Origin of the sequence: Flavobacterium sp. (assembly GCF_046317795.1) — a bacterium.
Classification (GTDB): Bacteria; Bacteroidota; Bacteroidia; order Flavobacteriales; family Flavobacteriaceae; genus Flavobacterium.
Genome location: NZ_JBKCVI010000205.1, coordinates 1 through 26,674 on the forward strand (window position 1 = coordinate 1; position 26,674 = coordinate 26,674).

Annotated in this window: 21 protein-coding genes; 11 read left to right on the plus strand and 10 right to left on the minus strand. The window is 33.0% G+C overall.

The features are described from left to right. The first annotated feature begins 27 nt into the window (after window positions 1-27). From ACK5ON_RS11910 to ACK5ON_RS11940, 7 genes are all read left to right on the plus strand, one after another. Window positions 28-885 (plus strand): MBL fold metallo-hydrolase, encoded by an 858-nt coding sequence (locus ACK5ON_RS11910; RefSeq protein ID WP_409822771.1) that lies wholly within the window; start codon window positions 28-30, stop codon window positions 883-885. A gap of 62 nt (window positions 886-947) precedes the next feature. Next, on the plus strand, window positions 948-2,516 hold the full coding sequence (locus ACK5ON_RS11915; protein ID WP_409822774.1) for a S8 family peptidase: 1,569 nt from the start codon (window positions 948-950) through the stop codon (window positions 2,514-2,516). Window positions 2,517-2,521: 5 nt separating this feature from the next. Continuing rightward, window positions 2,522-4,399 carry a M1 family metallopeptidase gene (locus ACK5ON_RS11920; protein ID WP_409822777.1) on the plus strand — a complete coding sequence of 626 codons (1,878 nt, stop codon included), beginning with the start codon at window positions 2,522-2,524 and terminating at the stop codon, window positions 4,397-4,399. 76 nt (window positions 4,400-4,475) lie between these two features. Next, window positions 4,476-4,883: a hypothetical protein gene (locus ACK5ON_RS11925; protein ID WP_409822780.1), complete on the plus strand. Its 408-nt coding sequence runs from the start codon at window positions 4,476-4,478 to the stop codon at window positions 4,881-4,883. A 2-nt stretch (window positions 4,884-4,885) separates the two neighbouring features. Next, a complete protein-coding gene (gene rnpA / locus ACK5ON_RS11930; protein ID WP_409822782.1) occupies window positions 4,886-5,269 on the plus strand; it encodes a ribonuclease P protein component in 384 nt (127 codons plus the stop codon). Between the two features lie 68 nt (window positions 5,270-5,337). Then, on the plus strand, window positions 5,338-6,975 hold the full coding sequence (locus tag ACK5ON_RS11935; protein ID WP_409822785.1) for a S41 family peptidase: 1,638 nt from the start codon (window positions 5,338-5,340) through the stop codon (window positions 6,973-6,975). Window position 6,976: 1 nt separating this feature from the next. After that, window positions 6,977-7,789, plus strand: a complete 813-nt coding sequence (locus ACK5ON_RS11940) for an OmpA family protein (RefSeq protein WP_409822788.1) — start codon at window positions 6,977-6,979, stop codon at window positions 7,787-7,789. Here ACK5ON_RS11940 and ACK5ON_RS11945 read toward each other — a convergent pair whose 3' ends face one another. From ACK5ON_RS11945 to ACK5ON_RS11960, 4 genes are all read right to left on the minus strand, one after another. Next, window positions 7,790-8,236 carry a GNAT family N-acetyltransferase gene (locus tag ACK5ON_RS11945; RefSeq protein WP_409822791.1) on the minus strand — a complete coding sequence of 149 codons (447 nt, stop codon included), beginning with the start codon at window positions 8,234-8,236 and terminating at the stop codon, window positions 7,790-7,792. Next, a complete protein-coding gene (locus tag ACK5ON_RS11950; protein ID WP_396176255.1) occupies window positions 8,233-9,216 on the minus strand; it encodes a DUF4837 family protein in 984 nt (327 codons plus the stop codon). Before ACK5ON_RS11950 ends, ACK5ON_RS11945 begins: the two co-directional genes overlap by 4 nt. A 38-nt stretch (window positions 9,217-9,254) precedes the next feature. Then, a complete protein-coding gene (locus ACK5ON_RS11955) occupies window positions 9,255-11,510 on the minus strand; it encodes a LysM peptidoglycan-binding domain-containing protein (protein WP_409822795.1) in 2,256 nt (751 codons plus the stop codon). A 95-nt stretch (window positions 11,511-11,605) separates the two neighbouring features. After that, window positions 11,606-12,793, minus strand: a complete 1,188-nt coding sequence (locus tag ACK5ON_RS11960) for a phosphoglycerate kinase (protein WP_409822798.1) — start codon at window positions 12,791-12,793, stop codon at window positions 11,606-11,608. A 220-nt stretch (window positions 12,794-13,013) separates the two neighbouring features. Between ACK5ON_RS11960 and ACK5ON_RS11965 the strand changes: the two genes are divergently transcribed. Both ACK5ON_RS11965 and ACK5ON_RS11970 read left to right on the plus strand, forming a co-directional pair. Next, entirely contained in the window at window positions 13,014-14,162 is a 1,149-nt protein-coding gene (locus ACK5ON_RS11965; protein ID WP_409822801.1) for an ATP-binding protein, read from the plus strand. A gap of 5 nt (window positions 14,163-14,167) precedes the next feature. Next, complete coding sequence (locus ACK5ON_RS11970) at window positions 14,168-14,551, plus strand: DoxX family protein (protein ID WP_409822804.1); 384 nt, start codon at window positions 14,168-14,170, stop codon at window positions 14,549-14,551. On the opposite strand, the gene ACK5ON_RS11975 is transcribed toward ACK5ON_RS11970, so the two are convergent. The 6 genes from ACK5ON_RS11975 to ACK5ON_RS12000 all read right to left on the minus strand — a co-directional run bounded on the left by ACK5ON_RS11975 (window position 14,552) and on the right by ACK5ON_RS12000 (window position 24,331). Beyond that, the gene (locus tag ACK5ON_RS11975) at window positions 14,552-16,816 is read right to left on the minus strand and encodes a helix-turn-helix domain-containing protein (protein WP_409822807.1); all 2,265 of its coding nucleotides are present in this window, start codon (window positions 16,814-16,816) and stop codon (window positions 14,552-14,554) included. 100 nt (window positions 16,817-16,916) lie between these two features. Next, complete coding sequence (locus ACK5ON_RS11980; protein WP_409822810.1) at window positions 16,917-17,492, minus strand: OmpH family outer membrane protein; 576 nt, start codon at window positions 17,490-17,492, stop codon at window positions 16,917-16,919. A gap of 245 nt (window positions 17,493-17,737) precedes the next feature. Beyond that, the gene (locus ACK5ON_RS11985; protein WP_409822812.1) at window positions 17,738-18,583 is read right to left on the minus strand and encodes a class I SAM-dependent methyltransferase; all 846 of its coding nucleotides are present in this window, start codon (window positions 18,581-18,583) and stop codon (window positions 17,738-17,740) included. 55 nt (window positions 18,584-18,638) lie between these two features. After that, window positions 18,639-20,510, minus strand: a complete 1,872-nt coding sequence (gene mnmG, locus ACK5ON_RS11990) for a tRNA uridine-5-carboxymethylaminomethyl(34) synthesis enzyme MnmG (RefSeq protein WP_409822815.1) — start codon at window positions 20,508-20,510, stop codon at window positions 18,639-18,641. A 1-nt stretch (window position 20,511) separates the two neighbouring features. After that, window positions 20,512-20,934, minus strand: coding sequence for an rRNA maturation RNase YbeY (gene ybeY, locus ACK5ON_RS11995; RefSeq protein ID WP_396172887.1), 423 nt, complete (start codon window positions 20,932-20,934; stop codon window positions 20,512-20,514). Then, entirely contained in the window at window positions 20,927-24,331 is a 3,405-nt protein-coding gene (locus ACK5ON_RS12000) for a DUF4175 family protein (RefSeq protein ID WP_409822818.1), read from the minus strand. Before ACK5ON_RS12000 ends, ybeY begins: the two co-directional genes overlap by 8 nt. A 132-nt stretch (window positions 24,332-24,463) precedes the next feature. Between ACK5ON_RS12000 and ACK5ON_RS12005 the strand changes: the two genes are divergently transcribed. Beyond that, entirely contained in the window at window positions 24,464-25,495 is a 1,032-nt protein-coding gene (locus ACK5ON_RS12005; RefSeq protein WP_396172883.1) for an alkane 1-monooxygenase, read from the plus strand. A 64-nt stretch (window positions 25,496-25,559) separates the two neighbouring features. Then, on the plus strand, window positions 25,560-26,674 hold a 1,115-nt coding region (gene gltX, locus ACK5ON_RS12010; protein WP_409822821.1), incomplete at its 3' end, for a glutamate--tRNA ligase.

Here is a 26,674-nt window from a genome sequence, read left to right on the forward strand (position 1 = left end):
CTGTAAATTTGTGACAAACATCAAAACATGAAAATATATCCTATCGAAGCCGGAAACTTTAAGTTAGAGGGCGGCGCTATGTTTGGCGTGGTTCCCAAAACCATTTGGAACAAAACCAATCCGGCAGACGAAAATAATTTAATTGATATTGCCGCAAGATGCATGTTAATTGAAGACGGGAATCGATTGATTTTGATCGATACTGGAATGGGCAACAAACAATCGGAGAAGTTTTTTGGCTATTATTCGCTTTGGGGAAACCATTCATTGGATAAATCATTGGTCAAGCATGGTTTTCATCGTGATGATGTGACGGATGTTTTTATGACGCATTTGCATTTTGATCATTGTGGGGGCAGTGTGAATTGGAATAAAAACAAAACGGGTTACGAGGTAGCTTTTAAAAACGCCTATTATTGGACAAACGAAAATCATTGGGAATGGGCAACAAAACCAAATGCCCGTGAAAAAGCATCTTTTCTTTCAGAAAATATTTTGCCAATGCAAGAAAGCGGACAATTAAATTTTATTAAAAGACCTGATTCTGATTTTGGAATTTGTGATTTGGGATTTGATATTTTTTATGTTGATGGTCACACCGAAAAAATGATGATTCCACATATTAAATACCAAGATAAAACCTTTGTTTTTTGTGCTGATTTATTGCCAACTGCTGGACATTTGCCATTGCCTTATGTTATGGGTTATGACACGCGGCCGCTTTTAACTTTGCCTGAAAAAGCTAAATTTCTTACTGCAGCAGCAGAAAACAATTACTATCTATGGCTAGAACATGATGCGCATAACCAAATCATTACAGTTGAAAAAACAGAAAAAGGTATTCGACTTAAAGACGTTTTCAAAACCAAAGATATACTAATGTAATGTTAATCGTTTTTGGAATTTTGCAAAAGAATATACTTTTACCTTCTTAAATAATATTTGTTATGAAAACAAAGTTGAAATTTTTGCTTTTTTTATTACCAATATTAAGTTTTGGACAAGAGGTTCAAACACTTTACACAAAAAAAGCACCCCTTACAGAACAAGAATTAAAACGCTGGAGTCATCTTGATTTAGAAAAAGATACCATTCCCGGAATGAGCGTTGACAAAGCTTACAATGAGCTTTTGAAAAATAAAAAAGGAATTAAAATCATTGTTGCCGTAGTAGACTCGGGAATTGACATAGATCACCCTGATTTAAAAGGTGCTATTTGGACAAATCCAAAAGAAATTCCAAACAACAAAAAAGATGATGATAAAAACGGTTATGTTGACGATATTCATGGTTGGAATTTTCTAGGCGATTCATACAACGAAACACTAGAAATGACTAGAATTTTGAAAAAAGGCGATGATGGTTCCGAAGTGTATAAAAAAGCATTAGCTGAACATGAGAAAGAATATAATAAAATGATGAGCTATAAAGAATCTATAGATTATTTATACGAAGCCGATAAAACCATTCGTGACTATTTAAAAAAAGAGGATTATACTCTTAACGAATTAAAAGACGTAGCTTCAATTAAATATTCACTTTACCAGAGTAAAACGGTGATGCTTGCTTTTGCTTTGCAAGCAGGAGAAAAATTTAGAGAAGAATTAATTTCAACAAAAAATCAAGTGTATGATAAACTTAATTATAACCTCAACACAACATTTGACGGACGAAAAATAGTAGGCGATAATCCCGATAATTTTGACGATAAAAAATACGGAAATAACAAAGTGTTTGGGCCAAATAAAGAAAACACAGAACACGGAACACATGTGGCTGGAATAATTGCCCAAACAAGAAACAATAACATTGGCGGTGATGGTATTTCAAACAATGTTCAGATAATGGTATTGCGAGCTGTGCCCAATGGTGATGAATATGACAAAGATATCGCTTTGGCGATTCGCTATGCAGTTGATAATGGCGCAAAAGTAATCAATGGTAGTTTTGGAAAAGATTTTTCTCCACATGCCGAATGGGTATGGGATGCCCTAAAATATGCTGAAAGTAAAGACGTTTTGTTTGTGCATGCTGCTGGAAATGATGGAAAAGATATAGATGTAGAAGAAAACTTCCCAACGGATAGTAAGGATAAAAAAACTGAGTTAGTTTCAAATTTTATCCAAATTGGCGCTCTCAACTATGAATATGGTGAAAAAGTGATAGCTGATTTTTCTAATTATGGCTCTAAAAATGTTGATGTCTTTGCTCCTGGAGTGAAAATTTATGCCACACTTCCTAATAATAAATTCAAATATCTTGAAGGAACTTCAATGGCATCGCCAAATGTTGCTGGTGTAGCTGCATTAATTCGTTCTTATTATCCAAATTTAAAAGCTCACCAAGTGAAAGAAATTTTAATGCAATCTGGAACTCCAATTGATATGGTTGTAAAAGTTGGCGAAAATGGCGAAAAAAGAAATTTTGCTGAGGCCTCAGTTTCAGGAAAAATAGTAAATGCATATAATGCATTAAAACTGGCTGAAGAAGTACCAAAAAATGAAAAAAATAATTAATGAAAATGAAAAAAATCCTTCTCTTTGGTTTTTTACTTGGAATACTTTTTTGCAAAGCACAATCAAAAGACTACTGGCAACAACATGTTGACTATAAAATGGATGTAACCATGGATGTTAAATCCTATCAATACAAAGGCAAACAAGAATTGTTGTATACCAATAATTCACAAGACACCTTAAAAAAAGTTTTTTACCATTTATACAATAATGCTTTTCAGCCAGGAAGCGAAATGGACATTCGTTTGCAAAACATTCTTGATCCGGATGGCAGAATGGTGAACAAAGTAAAAAATTCAGAAGGAAAAGAAGGAAAAGAAAGTCGCATTTCAAAATTATTACCCAATGAAATGGGCTATTTAAAAATTTCTAATTTCAAACAAGATGGCGTTTCTGCCCAAACCAAAGAAGTAGGTACGATTTTGGAAGTCGTATTGGCAACACCTATTTTACCTGGACAATCAACTTTATTTACATTAGACTTTGATGGACAAGTTCCGCTCCAAATTCGACGTTCGGGAAGAAATAATAGCGAAGGTGTTGCGCTTTCAATGGCGCAATGGTATCCTAAAATAGCCGAGTTTGATTTTGAAGGTTGGCATGCTGACCCTTACATCGCTAGAGAATTTCACGGTGTATGGGGTAATTTTGATGTAAAAATCACCATTGATAAAAATTACGTTTTAGGTGGAACTGGCTATTTACAAAACCCGAACGAGATTGGATATAATTACCAAGATACAGGAGTTGTTGTAACTATTCCAAAAAAACAAAAAACACTGACTTGGCATTTTTATGCGCCAAATGTTCATGATTTTACTTGGGCAGCTGATAAAGAGTATGTACACGATAAATATCCAGCAGAAAATGGTGTTACACTACATTTTTTATACAAAAATAATCCAGCGATTATTGATGTTTGGAAACAAGCCCAACCCAAGACCGCTGAGTTAATACAATTTTTTAATAAAACCATTGGCAATTATCCTTACAAACAATATTCAGTAATTCAAGGTGGTGATGGCGGAATGGAATATGGTATGTGTACTTTGGTTTTGGGCGAAGGAAAATTAAATGGATTTGTAGGTTTGATTGCTCATGAAATGGGACATTCGTGGTTTCAACACGTTTTGGCGAGTAACGAAAGTAAACACGGCTGGATGGACGAAGGGTTTACTTCTTTCATTGAAGATTTAGCTGTTAATGAACTGGTTGCAAAAAAGGTGGAAAATCCTTTTGCTGGGGCTTATAAAAGTTATATTGAGTTGGCCAATTCAGGAAAAGAGCAGCCGCTTTCTACACACGCTGACCGCTATGACTTGAACAGATCCTACAGCGTTGCTTCCTATAGCAAAGGGGAACTCTTTTTAAGCCAATTAATTTATTTGATTGGGGAAGACAACTTAATGAAAACCTTGAAACGTTATTACAAAGAATTTCAATTCAAACATCCTACACCCAATGACATTAAGCGAACTGCCGAGCGCATTTCGGGTGCAAATTTAGATTGGTATTTAACCGATTGGACTCAAACCACAAATACGATTGATTATAGCATTAAAAAAGTGGCCGAAAAAGACAACACAACTACAATTTCACTAGAAAGAGTAGGCAGAATGCCAATGCCTATTGATGTTTTGGTGGAATATACAGACGGAACAAAAGAGAGTTATTATATTCCGCTTCGAATGATGAACTTTCAAAAATCAAATCCTAAACTCGAAATTAAATGGACTATTTTGAATGATTGGGCTTGGGCAATGCCTAACTATGAGTTCAGTATTCAAAAACCGCTTTCCTCAATCAAAAAAATTAGCATAGATTCATCTGATTTAATGGCAGATGTGAAAAGAGAAAATAATGTGTTTGTAAATATCAAATAAAATAAGTTGCCAAATTTTAATCCTTTTATTTTGGAATAGATTTTGTAGATTTACCACGATAAAAAAAATTAACAAAATGAAAGCTATTCAACTTCTTATGTTTTGCCTTTTTTTGAATTTTGGAAGTGTTGCTTTGGCGCAACCTATTCGTTTTCAAGCAAGCAGTGTAGGTTTTACAGACAAAAAAGATAATGGTCAATGGAACGAATGGTCTGATTTTGTTGACGCCAATGTATTGATAACCGTTGATGCTAAGAAAGATTTAATTACAATTAATTCCTCTGAGGTACAGTCATTCAAAATCAAAGCTTATGGTGAAATTACAGATAATGATGAGGTAAATATTGTCCCGTTTGAATGTGTTGACAATAAGTTTTCAAAGTGTAATATCTTAATCATTACGAAAAAAAAGGAAAATAATAGAGTGCAGTTTTACATCACTTACAATGAAGTGAAATTTGTTTACAATATCTACTCAAAATAAAAATGGATTTTTCCTATCCAGTTTCTGAAAAACTTAAAAGTAAAAAAATTATCGACTTGTTATTTTCAGAAGGCAAATCGGTGAGTAAATACCCATTGCGATTAGTGTATATTACACACGATTATGAAGAAAATGTACCCTTAAAAATGGGCGTTTCGGTTTCCAAAAAACATTTTAAAAAAGCAGTAGACCGCAATTATTTCAAGCGTGTTTTGAGAGAATGTTATCGGTTGAACAAATCCATTTTGACAACTAATTTAGACACAAAATATTGCATTATGTTTTTTTATCAAACCAACGAAAAATTATCTTACCAAGAAATAGAAGAAAAAACCAAAAAGCTTTTTGAGAAATTTAGAAAAGCTGTTATACAAGAAAAAAATTAAACTGATGATGTACCAAATTTCATTTGAAGTAATTTAATATATTCGTTAACTTGTTTAAAGAAAAAGCCATGTTCTTAAGAATTAAAAAAAAATATTTTATCCCTGCCATCTTGAGTATTTTTCTCTTTATTGGTGTAAGTTTTAAAGACGATTTCTTCGAAATTTCTAAACAACTAGAAATTTTTACCACACTATTTAAAACCATCAATCAAAACTATGTTGATGAAACTAATCCGGCAGAATTAATGGACAAAGCCATTAAGAGTATGTTGGCAGATTTAGACCCATATACCAATTATTTCAATGAACAAGATGTTATAAAATTCAAAATTAATAATACTGGAGAATACACAGGAATAGGAGCGATTATTACAAGAAAAGAAGACAAACTCATCATCAAAGAACCATATAAAGGATTTCCTGCGGACAAAGCAGGTTTAAAAGCGGGTGATGAAATCACTCAAATAGGCGATGTAATGCTTTCCGACTTTAAAGATGATGCTTCCCAATTATTGAAAGGCGTAAAAAACACTAAAATTGAAATCAAATACTTACGCCAAGGAAAGCCAATGACGACCCAGTTAATTTTGGACGAAGTAGAAGTAAAAGCAGTTCCTTTCTTTGGAAAAGTAGACGATAAAACGGGTTATATTGTTTTGTCTCAATTTAGCCAAAAAGCATCATCACAAACTAAAGAAGCCCTAGAAAAACTAAAAGCGGATGGTGCAACTCAAATAATTCTTGACTTGCGAGGAAACCCAGGTGGGTTATTGAATGAAGCGGTAACTATTTGTAATCTTTTTGTTCCTAAAGGAGAAGTTATTGTAACTACAAAATCAAAAAACGAGAAATACAACAACGTTTATAAAACCAATCGAGAGCCAATTGATACTATAATTCCATTGGTTATACTTGTTGATGGTAAAAGTGCATCTGCCTCTGAGATTGTTTCTGGAGCTTTACAAGATTTAGATCGTGCTGTAATATTAGGAAGTCGAAGTTTTGGAAAAGGACTGGTACAACGTCCAATTGACATGACCTATGGAACTCAAGTAAAAGTTACTATTTCTAGATATTACACGCCTTCTGGAAGATGTATTCAAGCTTTGAATTACAACAAAAAAGACAAGAGCGGCAAAGCTACTAAAACAGAAGAAAAAAACTATAATGCATTCAAAACCAAAAAAGGAAGACCTGTTTTTGATGGCGGTGGTGTTTTGCCAGATGTTGAAATTGCAGAAACAAAAACAAGCATGATTGCTGATGCATTACAAAAAAACGATGGTATTTTTAATTATGTAACTTATTATTATTATAAAAATCCAACTCTGGGTGATAAAATCCCAACACTTACAGATTCAGATTTTGCAGACTTTAAAGCATTTCTTAAGCGTGAAAAAACAGATATTAATACGGAAACAGAAATTGCACTAAAAAACACTTTGGAAAAAGCTAAAAAAGAAAACATTGATACTGCTATTCAATCCGAATACGAACAATTATTAGCCGCTTTGCAAAGAAGTGAAGCAACAATGATTGATAAAAATCAAAAGGAAATAAAAAATTTAATGTTGGATGAGATTATCAAGCGTTACCAATACAAAGAAGGGTTGTATCAATATTACATAAAAAATAATATTGAGATTAAAAAAGCTGTCGGAATTCTTAATAATACGGCAGAATACAATAAGATTTTAAAAATTTAAGATGAAATTACTAAAGTATTTACCTTTTCTCATTTTTGGTTTTCTTCAAGCTCAGGAAGAAGTTGTGCACTCGGTTTACTTTGAATTTGATAAATATTCCTTAGGTGAAAAGCAAGGAAATGAAGTAGTCGATTTTATCAAAAATTCCGATTCAACAAGAATTGAGTCCATTCAGATTTTTGGGTATACTGATGATGTCGGAAAAGAGGCCTATAACTTCAAACTTTCAACCAATCGGGCCACAACCATTCAAGACAAAATCATTGCAAGTGGAATTAAAAGTAAAATCATTATCACCATTGAGGGAAAAGGTAGAATTCTAATTGACGATGATATTGTAGAAAATCTTCCTGAAAAACGGTCAAAAAACAGAAGAGTTGACGTAGTTATCAACCTTAGACCGTTGCCAAAAATTGTGATTCCTGGATTTTACAACACCATTCAAAAAAACCATATTGTAGGCGACCATGTCTATCTAGACAATGTTTTATTTGAAAGAGGAAGTAGTAAACTGACATTTAAATCCAAAACGGAGTTGGATAAAATTGCAAAACTCTTGATGAAATACAAAAATTATCATTTTGAAATCCAAGGGCATGTGTGTTGTACGCCACCTTACCAAAAAGAAGCTATTGATAAAGAAACTAAAAAAAGACAACTCTCTACTAATAGAGCAGAAACAGTGTATAAATATTTACTATTTAAAAAAATACCTAAAACCAGAATGACTTTTAAAGGATATGGAAATACTGTACCGTTGGGAAAAGGCGCAGATTATGACAGAAGAGTAGAAATTGTTATCTCAAAAGTGTAATTACCCCTTTTTCATCTCGATATGTGGAATATCATCTTCTAAATACATGTCACTATTTTGAACAAATCCGTGACTTTCGTAGAATTTTTTTAAATACAATTGTGCAGAAATCGTGATTTTTGTTTCTTCAAAATGGGTTTCAATTACCCGAATTGCTTCTCTCATTAAAAGGTGACCTAGTTTTTTATCTCTATAACTTTCTTTAACCACGACACGCCCAATAGATGCTTGTTCAAAATAATCATTTGGTTTAAAAATCCGAGCATAAGCCACTATTTTTCCATTATCTTCTCCTATAAGATGGATTGCTTTCTCATCTTTGCCATCAATGTCTTGATAAACGCAATTTTGCTCTACCACAAAGACTTCGCTGCGCAACTGTAGTAAATTATAAAGCTCTTGAGAAGAAAGTGCATCAAAACGCTTTATTTTCCATTCTAGATTCATTTTGTTGGATTTTTTATAAATTGAATGGATTTAATAATTGATTCTAATTCAAACATTAAATCGCGCTTTTCTTTTGATGGTGCGTAGCAAAATCCTTCAAGCACCAATATTCTATTATTCTCTTTGTCAAAAATAGCATAGTTGATAAATGGTCCTGACATGAAATCGTTTTTCATTTGCCACGTTCCTTTTGTTTCAAATGTTTTCTTCCCAGCAAGCGTTGTCTCTAAAAAATAAGGTGAATAGGCCTCTTCGGTAACCATTTTTGTTCCTCTGTCTGAACCGTGGATGTATAGTTTTCCTATAGAATCTCTTGTTTTTACAATATCGTTAACTGCATTATTAGCGTGAACTCTTTTAAAAGGGATTTGATACAATAATAAACTGCTATTACCGCTGATAATTTCACTTTTCATCCAAATGAAATTTCTTCTTCGCATAACATATTCATATTTTGATGGAATCAAAAGATTGATGTTGAACTTTTTTTGAATTTTTTGGATATCCAAAAGAGAATCTTTGAAAATTTCTTGATTTTGAGAAATTTCTGTTTTTCTCATTTTTTGAATAATATTGGAGCTGTTTTTCTCCAAAATTTGTATGATTTCTAAAGCTGTTTTCCCTGAAATATGAAACGCATTTTGAGGGGTTGTAAATTCATTTTCTTTAATTTCAAATTTGTTTTCGGTACCTTTTTTGACAATAATAATGTTTCGAGTATCTGTTGAGAATCCTTCAAAAAGTTTTACTGGGTATTGATTGATGGTAAACAAAGGCTCTTCTTGTGGCAATCCTAAAACGGGTGAAGCAAATTTATTTCTAATACTATCGCCCACTTCGCCTTTCCAAAGTTGATCATCAATAATCACAGCAATAGTATTTATTGTTGCCACAGAATCTTCGGGTAACTTGTCTTTTTTAAAAGAACAAGAGCCCAACAAACCAAAGACAAAAAGCCATAAAAAAAGGGTTTTATTCATAACTCAAATAAAACCCAAATTTATATAAGATTTTCTGATTAACCGCTAATTTTTAATTTCATGCCTGGTTTTAAACTTTCGTTTTTTATACCATTCCATTTTTTGATATCAGATGCGGTTACATTATACTTTTTTGCAATACTAAACAATGAATCTCCTTTTTTAACGTAGTATAATTTAACTTCGTCTTTTTGATTTGATGCACTATTTTCTTTATTCGAAAATTTTGTGTCGTTAGCAGCAATTTCTGTTTTTGAAACAATAATGGAAGCTCCTAATCTAACATTATTATCTTCTAACTCATTCCATTCTTTAATTTCGGCAACTGATACATTGTGTTTATGTGCAATGCTTCCAAGATTGTCTCCTTTTTTAACTTTATACTCTACAATCTTAGTTTCTGTTGGCTCTTCTTCTTTAACTGTTTCTTGTTTATTTGCTAATGCTAATTTAGAGCCCATTTGAACATTGGAATCATCAAGATTGTTCCATTCTTTAAGGTCTTCTATGCTAACATTGAATTTTTTGGCAATACTTAACAAGTTGTCTCCTTTTTGAACTTCATAAAAATCTTTATTGCTTTGACTGTCATCAGAGTTTGTGTCTTTCAAAGCAAGACTTGTTTGTGTTTTAGTATCCACTATTGCTTTTTCTGATTTCACTTCTTTTCTAACTGTGGTAACAACTCTTTCGTTTTTAATGATTTTTAGCTTTTGTCCAGTGTTGATGTTTGTTCCTCTTAGTTTGTTCCATTTTTTAACATCAGCAACCGCTACGTCATATTTGTTTGCTATTTCACTTATGTTATCGCCACTTTTGACTTTATATATCTTAGTAACATCTTTATAGGAAACTACTTTTTCTTCTTTAAATACTTTATTGGTATTTGATGCCAATGCCGTTGTTTCTTTCACAGCAATTGTATCTGCTTTGGTTTGAATTTTATTGCTTGAAGCAATAGATTCGTCTGAAGTATAAATTTTCAAACTTCTGCCCAAAGGTGCTTTATTACTTCGCAAGTGATTCCATTTCTTCAATTCCGACATTGTAATACCATACCGATTAGAAATTTTACTCAAACTTTCTCCTCTTCTAACTTTATGGTATTTAATATTTGAAGAATTACTCGTTTCTGATGAGCTATTTGAAGCAAACATACTTGTGAATGGCTTTTCTCTTAGACTGTCTTCATAACTTGCATAAGCATAAATTCTTTCTTCGTTTGAAGTGAACAATGCAATTTTATCTAATGGTAATTTTAAAAAATAATCAAAACCTGTTACTTGTGGTATAACTTCTCTTTTATATGAGGGATTCAAAAATTGTAATTCAGCTACAGGAACGTCTAATAAATCGGAAATCTGTTTAAAAGTTAAAGCTCTTTTTACCAAAACCGTATCTGTAGCAAATTGATTTGCAACAGCTTTATTTGGAACAATTCCGTGTTCTTTGTGGTATTCGAAAATATACATTGTGGCCAAAAAAGCAGGAACATAACCTTGTGTTTCTTTGTGCAAATAAGGTCTAATGTTCCAATAATTTTGTTTTCCTCCAGATCGTCGAATGGCTTTAGCTACATTTCCTGGACCAGTATTATAAGAAGCCAATACTAAATCCCAATCACCAAAAATACCATACATGTTTTTCATGTATTGTGTGGCAGCTTTACTCGCTTTTAATGGATCACATCTTTCGTCAACATAGGTATCAACTTTCAAATCATATTGTTTTCCTGTTTGATACATAAATTGCCACAAACCTGTTGCGCCAACTCTAGAAACTGCTCTTGGGTTTAGGGCAGACTCAACCACGGCTAAATACTTTATTTCCAAAGGAATGTTTTGTGCCGCTAATGCTTCTTCAAAAATGGGGAAATAAAACTGAGAAATTCCCATTAATCGTTCAAACCCTTTTTTACGGTATTTTAAAAATGATTTAATTACATTTTCTAAACCAACGTTGTACTCAATATTGAAGGGTGATTTTTCGTCTAATCTCTTCAAACGTTCTTTCAAAAGTTCCGTAGGTAATTCATACTCTACTTTTTCATCAACATTAATATTTTTAATATCAAGAGTCAATTCGTTATACAAATCTAAGCTAGCCAGTTCTTTCATCCACATGCTATCAATACAAGTTGCAATGTTGTCATGTACAAAAGTAGCTTTAATAGAATCTAGAACTTCTTTCTTGGTTTGTGGCTTTTTAAACGGGGTAATACTTAAATCCTCCTGAGCAAAAATTGCCGTGGATGCTAATAGTAGTACCAACGTTGTTATTTTTTTTATAATCATAACTTTATTTTGTAAAGTGTTATTTTCAAATGTTTTTTATCAATGTCTTAATTACTTATAACGTAAGTTATTGTTTTTTATTGTGTTGCTATTATTTACTCCAAAATAGCTGCGATTCCGGGCAACACTTTTCCTTCTAACATTTCTAGCATTGCGCCGCCACCGGTGGAAACGTAACTCATTTTATCTTCCAAGTTGAATTGTTTTACCGCAGCAACAGAATCTCCTCCGCCAACAAGTGAAAAAGCGCCATTTGCTGTAGATTCTGCAATAAAATTTCCTAATGCTATTGTTCCTTTGGCAAATGATTCCATTTCAAAAACACCTAATGGACCATTCCAAAGAATTGTTTTTGAGTTCATGATTACATCTTTAAAATTTTCCAATGATTTTGGTCCTGCGTCTAAACCTTGCCAACCATCGGGTATTTCACGAACATCCACTATTTGAGTTTCGGCATCGTTTGAAAATGCATTTGCTGCAACAACATCAACTGGAATGTGAATATGAACGTTTTTTTGTTTTGCCAAATGTAAAATTTGCAACGCCAGTTCTTGTTTATCGTCTTCACATATTGAATTTCCAATTTTTCCTCCTAATGCTTTTATAAACGTAAATGTCATTCCGCCTCCAATTATCATGTGATCCACTTTATCCAAAATATTTTCGATAACCGTGATTTTTGAAGACACTTTTGAACCTCCAAGAACGGCTGTTACTGGTTTTACAGAATTCTTTAAAACACGATTTAAACTTTCAATTTCTTTGGCCAAAAGCATTCCAAAACATTTATAGTTTGGAAAAAATTTGGCAATAATGGTTGTCGATGCATGAGCTCTATGTGCCGTTCCAAAAGCATCATTCACATAAATATCTCCTAGAGATGCTAATTCTTTGGCAAAATTTTCATCACCTGCTTCTTCCTCTGGATAAAAACGAAGATTTTCTAATAACAATATTTCGCCTTGTTTGAGATTTTTTGCAGCATTCGTAGCTACTTCGCCTCTACAATCGTAAGCAAAAAGTACTTTAATCCCTAATACTTCGGATACTTTTGCTACAATATGTCGCAAAGAAAATTGATCTTCTTTTCCTTTTGGTCTTCCAAGATGCGACATCAAGATTACGCTTCCACCATCAGCCAAGATTTTATCTATAGTTGGCTTAGCCGCCTCAATTCTAGTAGCGTCGGTCACGTTTAATTCTTCGTCCAATGGAACATTGAAATCAACTCTGATTATCGCTTTTTTGTTATTGAAATTAAAATCTTGAAGGGTTTTCATCTAGTAAATGAATTAATTTGAAATATTGCAAATATAATAAAAATATAATTTCATCGGTGTTTTTCGTGCTTTTATCGATATTTTTTAAGAAATTTTTAAGATGTAATGCTTTTTTAATCCAGTTATTATGCCTTTTTGATGTGTATAATTCCGCTTATAAAAGGGTATTCAAAATGCAATTATTTAGATAAAAAATAGATTTTTAAGTTATATTTGCTTTATGCTGTTTTCAGAAATATTAGGTCTTGATTTCATTAAAAATCATTTAACAAAAAGTGCCTTGTCGGGCAGAATTCCGCATGCGCAGTTGTTTATTGGGCCAGAAGGTTGTGGTACATTAGCCATGGCAATTGCTTATGCTCAGTTTGTTTTGTGTCGTAATTTGGAAACCGAAAACTTTGGGGGAAATGATTCTTGTAATTTAAAATTTCAATCTTTAACACATCCTGATTTGCATTTTGTGTATCCAAATGTGACTAATGAGGATATAAAAACGAAACCAAAAAGTTCCGATTTTGTAATGGATTGGCGTGAGTTTGTTTTACAAAATCCTTATGGAAGCTTGTTTGATTGGTATAAACATTTAGGAGTTCAAAACAAGCAAGGTGAAATTCGTGTGGATGATGCGCAAGATATTTTAAAATCTTTAGCTTTAAAATCTTATGAAGGAGGTTATAAAGTGATGATTGTTTGGATGGCTGATAAAATGAATATTGCGGCTTCCAATAAACTGCTAAAATTATTAGAAGAACCGCCAGAAAAAACACTTTTTATTTTAATTTCTGAAAACGAGGAAGATATAATTCAAACTATTCGTTCTCGATGTCAAGTATTGCATTTTGGTGCTTTGCCCGAAACAATTATTTCAAAAGCATTAATAGACCGGCACCAAATTGACCCGGCAACCGCTTCAAAAATTGCCCATCAAGCACAAGGTAATTATAACAAAGCGCTTCAAATATTAAATAATGAAACGGATGATTTGCCTTTTGAAAAATGGTTTGTTGATTGGGTTCGAGCGGCTTTTAAAGCCAAAGGAAATGCTGCAGCCATTCAGGATTTAATTTCTTGGAGCGAAGAAATTGCAACATTGGGTAGAGAAGGACAAAAACAATTTCTGAATTATTGTATTGTCATGTTTCGTCAAGCATTGTTGTTTAATTATCAAACCAATAATTTGGTTTATGTTGAGCCAACGGTGGAAAAATTTACTTGGGACAAATTTGCGCCTTTTGTAAATGGCAATAATATTAATGCTATTTTTAGTGAACTTTCAGATGCTATTTATCATATTGAAAGAAATGGAAACGCCAAAATTATTTTAACCGATTTATCCATAAAACTCACTCGTTTAATACATAAAAATTAACACTTATGAATAATACCGCCTCGATTTTAGTTTTGGTTTTTTTAGCTGTCACTTTTATACAATCAGCTTATGATAAAGTTTTTGGCTGGCAAGGAAATGTTGATTGGCTTAAAGGTCACTTTGCGCAAAGTATTTTGAAAAACAACGTGCCTTTTGCTTTATTTATTATTTTGATATTAGAATTACTAACAGGTATTTTGACGCTTGTGGGTTGTGTAGAATTGTTTGTAAACGGCGGAAAAACTTTTGGTTTTTATGGCGCTGTTTTTTCTTGTATCACACTACTATTCTTATTGTTAGGTCAAAGGTTAGCCAAAGATTACGATGGCGCAAGAACGATTGCAATTTATTTTGTTCCTGCGGTTTTAGCGGTTTGGTGGTTGAGTTAATTATAAACTCGCTTTGAACATTTTTAATTCATCCCAAGTGAATGTATCGCCATAAAGTTCTTTCAATCCGTTGAGTGTTTCTTCTTTATATCCTTTGAAAGCTTTTGCTAATTCTAAAATTTTATCCTCTGGCAAAACATCAGTAATTGCAATAGTTTCCAATTCAATCAACTTGGCTAAATGTCCGCCAATAGTTTGGGTAGTTAGTTTTCTTATTGCCGCAATTTCTTTGATAGAATTCTTTTGCAACCACAATTCGTAGGTTTCTTGAACAGTTGATTTTTTTGGTTCTTTACTAGTTTTTTTCTTTTTCAAATAGCGATCGAAGTCTACATCATCCTCAACAAGAGTTGTGTTTGATTTTTTAAATTCCTCTCGAATAATATCGAGTTTATTGATTTTGTAATACTTAATTTCTTCGGAAACTAATTTTTCTTTAGAAATTGATTCACCTTTTACCACAGTTTCTATAAGCATTTTTGCTTTCATCAATCGCAAAACGGCTTTGATTTGTAGGTCTTCCAAAACCAATAATTCATCGTGAAATGCTTTGGCTTTTTTAGTTCGAACTACTTCTTCTAATTTCCATAAGATTTCATAAACCAAATTGTCCATTGGTTGAAAAAAATAATTATATGCCGCAAAAATTCTTTGAGAGATAAAGTTAAAATCAACAGCATCGTCTTTGAAAAGCCGTTCTAACTGTGTTATAAATTTCCTAGAGGGTTCCAAAATATTTTCTATACTTTCGGCTTGTGTTTTTGCCCAAGTCGCGTGTTTTGATTTTGTTGCTTGCTCCGAATTTTCGTTGTAACTAAACTTGTGGTTGCGCCATTCTTGAGCTAAATCTGTCCAATCAAAACTGACATTCAAATAGTTATGAATATACTTTTTGGTTTCTTGTTTCAAACGATTTTCTAAAACTGTTTCGCTTGCTTTGTTTTCGGCATATTCCATTACATCTTCATCGCTTGAAATACCGTTCATTTGCAATTGAGAAAGCAAAACTAAGCCGTCTAAAGAACGCAAACGAGAAAGCGCCACATACGCCTGTCCTGGTAGAAAAACCTGCGAAACATCGAGTGCTGCTTTGTCAAAAGTTAATCCTTGGCTTTTATGAACGGTTATTGCCCAAGCCAATTTTATAGGATAATGAACAAATGTCCCCAAAACCTCTTCTTCTATTTCTTTGGTGTTTTCATTTACAGTGTATCTAATGTTTTCCCATTCGTATTTTTCTACTTCTATGGTTGTTTTTTCTTCTGGAAAAGAAACTAAAATTTCTCCCTCGGAAAGCGATTTAATAATTCCCATTTTGCCATTGAAATATCTTTTTTCTAATGATAAATCATTTTTTATAAACATAATTTGGGCGCCAATTTTCAACTCTAATTTATCTTCAATTGGATAAATCTTATCCGGAAAATCGCCTGTTACTTCGGCAAAAAAAGTTTTTGATTTCCCTTCTAAATCCTGTAATGATTGCGAATTAATACTGTCGGCTTTGGCGTTATGAGTGGTTAAGGTAATGTATCCTTTGTTAGCTTTTAAATCAAAATGAGGTTGCACAAATTCATTTAAAATTTGCCTGTCTTTTTGTGTAATGGTATTGTTTCGAAGATTATTCAAAACCGAAATAAATCGTTCATCCGTTTGACGGAAAATTTTGGATAACTCAATATACAAAGGTGGATTTTGTTGGATACAATGTGAATGAAAAAAGAATTTCCCTTTGTAATAATTACTCAATGTTCGCCATTCTTCTTCCCGAATTATTGGTGGCAATTGCAATAAATCGCCAATAAAAAGCACTTGAACACCACCAAATGGCAAGTTTTTTCTGCGTACCGACTGCAACATAAAATCGATAGCATCCATCAAATCGGCACGCAACATACTGACTTCGTCAATGATAAGCAATTCCATATTTTGGATAACAGCTTTCTTTAAACTGCTCATTCTAAAGTGTCTACGCAAGGTAGCTTTGGTTTCAAACTTAGTATTATCAGAAAAATGGGCTGAGGAATTGTTAGGAATAAATCCTCCAAAAGGCAACTGAAACATCGAATGAATTGTTACGCCACCAGCATTTAATGCCGCAATGCCTGTAGGCGCCACAACGACACAGTTTTTGTGAGTAGTTTTTATAATCTCTTTGAGAAGTGTCGTTTTACCAGTTCCCGCTTTTCCTGTCAGGAAAATGGATTGGTTGGTTTGATTGATAAATTGCAATACATAATTTGCTTCTGCTGATATTGATTCCATGGCGTATATTTTAAAATACAAATATAAAACATTGTTAATCAATGCACAATTAAAAAAGCCATCAAAACTGATGGCTTTATATTGTAAACAAAAAAGTGTTTTATTTTTTTTCTTCTTTTTTTGTTTCTGTGTTTCCTTCTTTTTTAGCAGCAGATTTATACTTATCGTTAACCAATTTTATAACATCTTTTGTTAAATCATAGCTTTCTTTTGCATATAAAATAGATTGTGCATCTCCAGTTCCATAGATGTAATCATATCCTTTTTCTTTACCAAAATCTTTAATAATCTTTTTGTATGTCTTTACTAAAGTATCCATTTCTGTTCCACTTTCTTCTTGTAGTTGTCTTAACATTCCTTGTTGCGCATAGCTCAACTCTTGTTCTCTTTGTTGTAATTCTGCACCTTTTTGTTGCGCCCATGCTTGACCGTTCGCCATGGCGTTTTGTTTAAAACTTGCAGCTTCTTGCTTGAATCGGGCAACTTCGGCTTCTAATTGGCTTCCCATTACTTTGGATTTGTCTTTGTATTTTGCCTCGATGTCTTTGGCTTCTGTAGATTCTTCCATTAATTTTGAAGTATCGATATAAGCTGTTTTAAATTCTTTTGTTTCTGAAGTTTTGTTGCATGAAATAATTGAAATTGCCAATGCAAGAAGGATAACTGTTTTTCTCATTATGATTGAATAAAATTAATTTTAAGTTTCAAAAGTATAAAAATAAAGAGAATATTCTATTGTTGATTTAAAGTAGTTTTTAATCAAGTTTTAAGTCATAATAATTAACTATGCTTTTTAATAAAACGATAAGTAATTGTTATAAGTTTTGACTTAAAATAAAGCGTTTTAAGAAACTATTTTTATTTGAAGCTAGCAAAAGTATTTTGGCTGAAAAAGCAATAGATAATCGCCTAAATTGATTTTTAATGGTTTTTTATAATATAAATGTGTGAAGAATACTCTTTTGTTTTATTCCCACTAAGATTTGATTTTAAACCAACAAAAAATGCTTTTATAAAATTCATTTTGCTGGTTTTGTATTTTTCAGAAAGTAAGCTAACATAAAAACTATCAAACTTCATGGGAAGCACTTCAACCAACTTCATTTTCTTTTCGGAAAATAATTTATCAATTGCTGTTTTCGAGAAGTGCCAAATGTGTCTTGGCACATCGTATGCTGCCCAAAATTTTCCGTAATACTCAGCGTCAAAAGATTTAAAATTGGGTACTGCAATTATTATTGTTCCCGAAGGTTTTAGTAGTCTTTTCAGTTCGATAATGTATTCCTCAAGATTTGGAACGTGTTCCAAAACATGCCACATGGTTATTACATCGAATGAATTATTTTCTAATGAGGATAAACTTTCTGCAAATTTTACTCCTTTAGTTATGGCGATTCCTTTTGCTTTTTCACTTGGTTCAGTTCCTATTGTTTGCCAACCATCATTATTTGCTACCACTAAAAAATCTCCAGTTCCAGCCCCAATGTCTAAAAGTTTTCCTTTTTGAGATTTTGTATTGATTAATTTGAGTTTGTTTTTAAGTGCTATGTTTTTTATTAAATGGTACATTCTTTCAAATAAAGTACGCTTCCCATCGGTATGTGAAATATAATCTTCGCTTTCGTAATAGCTCGGTAATTTTTCTATACTCGGTTTAGGAAACGTAATTAACAAATCATACTCTGGATTGTGATGCAATTCGAAAATTTCTTTTGAAACGGAATAATCTCTCACTTTTTGAAAAAAAATATTGTTTTGAAAACTCATATAACTCTTTATTTGTAGTGCTTGGCAAGTTTAGTTTCACGTGGAACATTTTAATCTATCGTCCCATATATATAAGTAAAACCGAAATGTCACTTGGCGTAACTCCGCTAATTCTTGATGCTTGTGAAATAGTAACAGGACGAATTTTACTTAGTTTTTGTTTTGCTTCAATCGACATGGATTTAATTTTATGATAATCAAAATTTTCTGGAATTGTAATGTCTTCTAGTCGAATAAGCTTTTCAGCATTGTTTCTTTCTTTTTCGATATAACCTGAATATTTAACTTGTATTTCGGCTTGTTCTATGATTTCTTTGTCCAAATCGTTTTCTTGAATATAGTGTTGCACTTTTTCAAATTTCAATATATCATCTAATTCCATTTGTGGGCGAGAGAAAACTTTAAACATTTTATCCGATTGAACCATTGGTGCACTTTCCTTTTCAACCAATATTGGATTGGCTTCTTCCTGAGTAACGCTAGTTTCTTTGAAAAAATTGACCATTTTTTCACTTTCATTAAGTTTGTGTTGCATCCTTCGCAATCTCTTTTCTGAAGCCAAACCTATTTCATACGACTTTGGTGTTAATCTAAAATCGGCATTATCTTGACGCAATAACGTTCTGTATTCGGCTCGAGAAGTAAACATACGATACGGTTCCTCTGTTCCTTTTGTGATCAAATCATCAATCAAAACACCAATATAAGCTTCGTCGCGACGCAAAATCATTGGCGCTTGCTCTTTTACTTTTAAAGCGGCATTTATTCCCGCCATCATTCCTTGAGAAGCTGCCTCTTCATAACCAGTTGTTCCGTTAATTTGACCAGCAAAGTATAATCCTTCAACCAACTTGGTTTCCAAAGTGTGTTTTAACTGAGTTGGAGGAAAATAATCATACTCGATGGCATAACCTGGACGGAAAAATTTAACTTTTTCAAACCCTTCCACCGAGCGCAACGCTTTGAACTGAATATCTTCTGGCAATGAAGTAGAAAATCCGTTTACATAAACTTCTACAGTATTCCAACCTTCTGGCTCTACGAAGAGTTGGTGTCTTTCCTTGTCAGCAAAACGGTTTATTTTATCCTCTATTGAAGGACAATATCGTGGACCAATACTTTTTATTCTTCCGTTAAACATCGGAGAACGATCAAAACCTTCACGCAAAATATCGTGAACTTCGTTTGAAGTATAAGTCATATGACACAATTTTTGATGTGTCAATGGTTTAGTTTCATCAGAATATGAAAATTTATCAGGAATTAAATCACCTGGTTCTTCTCTCATTTTAGAATAATCTAAAGAACGTCCATCAACTCTGGGTGGTGTTCCTGTTTTCATTCTGCCTGCTTCAAAGCCGGCTTTGACTAAATCATCTGTAATTCCATAGGCAGCACTTTCTCCTGCTCTTCCTCCGCCAAACTGTTTATCACCAATATGAATTAATCCGTTAAGAAAAGTGCCGTTTGTCAACACCACTGTTTTCGCTTTAATTTCTATTCCAAGTGATGTTGTAATTCCTTCAATTTTATTGTTCTTAATCAAAAGACCTTTTGCCATTTCTTGGTAAAAATCTAAATCAGGTGTTCTTTCTAACATTAATCGCCATTCTTCAGAAAAACGCATTCGGTCGCTTTGAACTCTTGGCGACCACATGGCTGGTCCTTTTGATTTATTTAGCATTTTAAACTGAACCGCTGTTTTATCTGAAATAATCCCTGAATAACCACCAAGTGCATCAATTTCTCGGACAATTTGCCCTTTTGCAATTCCACCCATAGCAGGATTGCAGGACATTTGAGCAATGTTTTGCAAACTCATAGTTACCAACAAAGTTGAGCAACCCAAATTTGCCGATGCTGCCGCCGCCTCACAACCTGCGTGACCTGCGCCAACCACAATAACATCATACTTTTCTAAAAACATATTAATTGTGTTTCACGTGGAACATTGCCATCTTTTCTTCCTCTTTTTGACGCATAATAAATTCGTCTTTTTCATTCTTGTCTTTGTAGCCACAATAGTGTAATATACCGTGAGCCATAACTCGTTTCAACTCTTCTAGAAAAGAAACATTAAATTCATCGGCGTTTTCCCGAACTCTTTCTAAAGAGATAAAAACATCTCCGTGTAATTCGTTTCCTATAGAATAATCAAAGCTAATAATGTCTGTAAGCGTGTCATGGCGAAGGTATTCTTGGTTTAATTCCAATAAATAATCGTCATCACAAAAAATAAAATTAATTTCTCCTTCGTTCTTGCTTTCAGAAATGATTACTTTTGAAATCCAACTTGAATATTCGCTTTCATTCTCTAAATTAAAATCTATCTCGTAATTAAAACTAATCATTGGTTTTGAAATATTCTTGAACCTTTTGGTTAAAATTGGAGCGCAAAGGTAAGCTTTGTCTGTTTAAAATTTCAATACTGTTTAAATATTCTTGAAGCTTAGTTGGTAATGTATTGGCTTGATTGTTAAATTCTTTCTTGTTGGTTTCTGATTGACGCTTTTTATCTTCGCCTTGTTGCTGAATTGCTTTTTCTAATTTTAATAACTCGTATTTTATATTCAACGCTTTTTGAAGGGTTTCATTATTAAAACCTTTATTCAACAATTGTTTCTCGATTTGTTTCATTTGATCTAGAGCATTTTGACCATTGCCGCCAATGCCCTGTTTTTTTAATTCGTTTTCTAAAGCTTCTCTTAATTGTTGTTGCTCTTTATAAATTTCCATGATGGCTTTGGCATCACCTTCTCCATCTTCTCCGTTTTCCCCATCCTTATTGCCTTGAGAACTTCCGTTTCCGCTACCTTGTCCATTTTTGCCGTTCTTGCCGTTTTTACCACTTCCTTCTTTACCGTCATTACCTTCTTTTTTTCCTTCGGTTCCGCCTTCAGATTCTCCGTCTTTACCCTCTTTACCATCTCCTGGTTTGTCACCTTTCTTCATCCCCTTCTTCATTTTTTCACCCAAACCTTCTTGTTTTTTTATGATATCTGGAAGTTGCATTCCTGCGCCTTCTCCTTTTCCTGGTTTTGGCTTTCCTTGTCCGGTACCAGACATTTGCATTTGCATTGCATTTAAAATATCACTCAACATATCTGCCAGTTTGTTGGATGAGGACACTGCATATTGTTGGTATGAATTTCCTTTGGGAATGTTAGCTTCGGCCAAATTCTCAATAGCTTTATCCACATTATATTGAACACTTCCGATTTCTTTGGTAATGTCTTCGGCTATTTTAGGGTTGCGTAATGACAACGCAAATAAACTGTCGTCAACATGTTTAAATTGTTGTTTTAAATCCTGTTGTATCTTTAAGTTCTTATTGAATGATGGGGCGCCACGATTTAAATTTTTAAACTGTTTCATCACATCTTCTTGTGAAAAAGAATACGCCAAAAGGTTGTCTAAAATTTGTCGAAGCATGGCAACATCTTCGTCCATTTGTTCCATTTCAGCAGACTCCATTTGCTCCTGCATTTGCTGACTCATTTGCTTCATTTTCTTAGAAGCACTTTTTTGCTTTGGCTTTGCTTTATCTTTTTGCTTTTTTTGCAATTGGTCTTTTGCATTATTTAAATCTTCGTCAATGCTTTTTTCTTTTTCATCAGTATTGGGTAAATCTATTGGCGATTTTAATTCCTTATTGTCTTTGTCTAACTCATTTAATTCTTCTTGAAGTTTATCAAATTCCTTATTTATTTCTTCTTGCTTTTCGGCGTTGTTGTCTTCATTCTTATCAGCTAACTTGTCTTGTTTTTCTGAAAGTTTATCTAATTTTTCGGCGATTTGTTCTGCTTTTTTCTCAACGTAATACTTTTTAGTTAACTCCACAAGTTGTTCTAAGCTCTTGGTTTGATTTTTACTGTTTTGCTTGAACTTTTCCATCTTTTCAAAAAATTCTTCTTTGCTGATTTTATCATTCAACTTTTTTAATTCGTCCAAAAGTTTTTGATTTTTTTCTAACTCTTTTTGTGTTTTCTCTAACCGTTCTTGAAGCAATTCTTTTTTCTCATCTTTTTTCTCTGTTTTAAACTGTTCCAAGTTGTCTTTCATCTTCTCTGAAAACTCTTTCATCAATTCGTCTTGTTGCTTTTGTCGTTCTAAGAAATTATCAATCTTTTGCTGCTCTTTGTATTCCAAATTATCTTTTTCTTTGCCCATTTTTTGCAATTTATCCATTTCAGATAGTTGCTTGTCTTGGGCTTTCAAGGATTTTGCCAATGAATTAATATTGTCGTTTTGTTGCTGCAATATTTGATCTTCTTTTTCAACTTCTGTAGCAATTCTGTTACTGAAAACCGAAGATTTACTGCTTTTGAAATTATGAAGTGCATCGTTGTCGAAAATTTCAAAATAATACTCATAGGAAACACCTTCTTCTACAGGAAGATTGCTTGGAAACGAAAACACAAACTGGTCGTATATATCTTTTTTTACGTTAATCAAAGCTCGTTTTGCGGTATTTGGCTTATCTTTTGGATAATAGATTATTTGCAGTTTTGATAGGCCATAATCGTCGGAAACTTGTCCGAGAACATAGTTTTTATTTACTTTCAAACTATCAGGCGCATTGTTAACTGTAATGGTTGGAAACTGATCTTTAATTACCGATATCTGATAATTTAACTTTTCGTAATGCTGAACTTTCGCATTTGATGTTAATATTTGATAATCAATATTTTGTAGGATACTTTTAGAGAGTAAAAATAAATTGTCTTGTTTTGCAAAAGCAAATCGATTATTCTGGTTCACCCATTCTACTTTTTGAGTTGCTAAGGTATTCATGCGCCAAGTTACTCTTGTCCCTTCGGGAATAATCGCATTTCCCGTTCCTTTGATTAGTTCCGGTTTTTTATTCAAATAACTAGGAAAGTTCAGGAGCATTTCAAAATTGGCAATTGAAGGAACAACAACAACTTTCAACTCATAATCACGAGAAGTAACATCATTGCTTTCGATATGAAATTCTAGGTCTTCAGAAGGTTTTGGAATGACAAACTCAAATTCACCATTTTTACTACTTTCCATAAAATAGCTTTCTTCGCCAATGAAAATCATTGCATTTTCGGGAACTACATTGCCTATCGTTTTTACCTTTAGTAAAAAATCTTTGTTTTGTTCGGTTTGTAAATTGTCATTAACAACCACAAATTCAAATGGTGCTGGAGGTATAAATTGTTGCTTGAAATGCACCACACGATTTAAACTTTGCGATAATATGTCGCCTTTGCCAGAAATCAAGAAAAACAAAAAGAACAAAATAGGAATAACGGCAAGCGGTAAATATTTCTTGTTCTTCCCTAAATTGATTGCCTTTCCAAAAGGAATGGGTTGCAAGGTGTTTGCCTTTTGATCAATTGAAGCTACTAATAATTCAGACTTGTTTTGGTCTTGTGATAATTGCAGAAAATTAGTAAGCTTATCGCCTACTTCATTAAAATGATTTCCTATAATATTTGACGCTTCATTATAATCTATGCCTTTTTGAATTTTAAACAATTTAAAAATGGGAAACAAAATAAAACGCAGTAGTAAAAATAATTCTACAACGATAAACACAACAAATAATACAGTTCTTGAAAAAGGTTTTAACCAAAGAAAGTACTCCACAAAGAGCGTGAAAATAAAATATAGTAAACCTATGCCAACAAAAAAAATGGTACCACGCAGCAATTCGTTGGTATAATACTTTTTTATAAATGCTTCTAACTTTTGATAAATAATAGTTGAATTTGCCAATTTTTTACTTCTTTTTTATAACCGATAAATGTACAATTTTAATTAAATAAGAAAGCGTTAAAAAAAAGTCAAAGAAAAAAACTTGCGAATTATTAAATTCTTGACTATTTTTAAAGTCAAATAAAACTAAAGATGAAATATTTATTGTCATATATCATTCCTATTGTCGGCGTTTTAGGTATTTATTATGGCGGAATTTTGTCCTATACTGCTTTGCTTTTTGCCTTTGTTTTATTTCCTATTTTAGAATTGCTTTTACCAATAGATAAGGAAAATTATACAGAACCAGAGGTTAAAAATAGACTTAAAAACAAATTATTTGATGTTTTATTGTATTTAAACGTTCCTATTGTTTATGGTTCATTAGTTTTCACATTGTATAAAATATCTCATATAAATTTAACGTTGTTTGAAATCATTGGAATGACAATTAGTTTGGGAATTATTCTTGGTTCAAACGGAATTAATGTAGCGCATGAACTAGGTCACAGAGAAAAACTATTCGAGAGAATTCTTGGGAAAATCCTTTTAATTCCATCTCATTATACCCATTTTTTTATAGAACACAATCACGGGCATCATTTAGATGTTTCCACTCCTAAAGATCCATCGACTGCAAAATACAATCAGAATTTATATGCATTTTGGTTTCAAACCGTATTTGGTACTTATATCAAAGCGTGGCAAATTCAAAAGAAACTGAATCAATCAGAAAATCGATCTTTCTTTTCTTTAAAAAACGACATGTTTTGGTTTACACTTATTCAAATAAGCTATCTTATTATACTATTTTATTTCTTCGGAAGCGTTGGTTTAATTGTTGCTTTATTGGCTGGCATTGTTGGTTTTTTGTTGTTGGAAAGCATCAATTACATAGAACATTATGGTTTGAAAAGAAAACTTTTGCCTTCTGGTAGATATGAGCGCGTTTCCGAAAAACATTCTTGGAATTCCAATCATGTTTTAGGAAGAATAATTTTGTATGAATTAACGCGACACAGCGATCATCATTTCAAATCACAAAAGAAATATCAAATATTGGAATACCACGATGTTTCTCCTCAAATGCCATTTGGATATCCAACTTCAATAGTTTTAGCTTTTTTCCCTCCGCTATGGTTTGCTATAATGAATAAAAGAATTCCTTTGGAAATGAAAAGCTAAAATCTTCCGACTTCCAGCTTCTAGCTTCCAACTTCTGTTTATCTTTGCGCAAAATTTTACAATAATGTCTAAACAAGTTCGTGTGCGTTTTGCACCAAGTCCGACTGGGCCATTACATATTGGCGGTGTACGTACTGCCTTATTCAATTATTTATTTGCTAAAAAACATAAGGGCGTTTTCTATCTTAGGATTGAAGATACCGACCAAAATCGTTTTGTTCCTGGAGCTGAAGAATACATTTTTGAAGCTTTAGAATGGCTAGGAATTGCGCCAAGCGAAACTGTTGGGAAAAATGAAAAGTTTGGTCCTTATCGTCAATCCGAAAGAAAACATTTATACAAACAATATGCTGAGCATCTGATAAATTCAGGTTGGGCGTATTACGCTTTTGATACGGCTGAAGCATTGGATTTCCATAGAAAACAACACGAAGAGCAAGGAAAAACATTTATTTACAACTGGCACAATCGTGAAAAGTTGGATACTTCTCTGGTGATTTCGGCAGCAGAAACAGAGAAAAGAATTGCAGCTGGGGATGCTTATGTCATCCGATTTAAAACTCCGGTTAATGAGACTTTGCATTTGCAGGACATCATTCGTGGTGAGATACATTTTGAAACTAATCTTTTAGATGATAAAGTGTTGTTTAAAAGTGATGGGATGCCTACCTATCATTTGGCCAATATTGTGGATGACCATTTAATGGAAACTACGCATGTAATTCGAGGTGAAGAATGGTTGCCATCGATGCCGTTGCATAGTTTATTATACAAAGCTTTTGGTTGGGAAGCGCCAGAATTTGCGCATTTACCCTTGATTTTAAAACCTGTTGGTAACGGAAAACTATCCAAACGTGATGGAGACAAATTAGGGTTTCCTGTGTTTCCTTTGGAATGGACAGATGCTTCCAGCATGACAAAATCGATGGGTTACAGAGAAAACGGCTTTTTCCCCGAAGCAGTTATTAACTTCTTGGCTTTATTGGGCTGGAATGACGGTACAGATCAAGAGATTTTTTCATTAGATGAACTTTGTGAAAAATTTGATTTGAATAGAGTTCATAAATCGGGGGCAAAATTTGATCCTGAAAAAAACAAATGGTTCAATCATCAGTATTTGCAAAAGCAAAGTGATGAAAGTTTGGCGGAAATATTTGAAAAGGATGTTATCCAAAAATT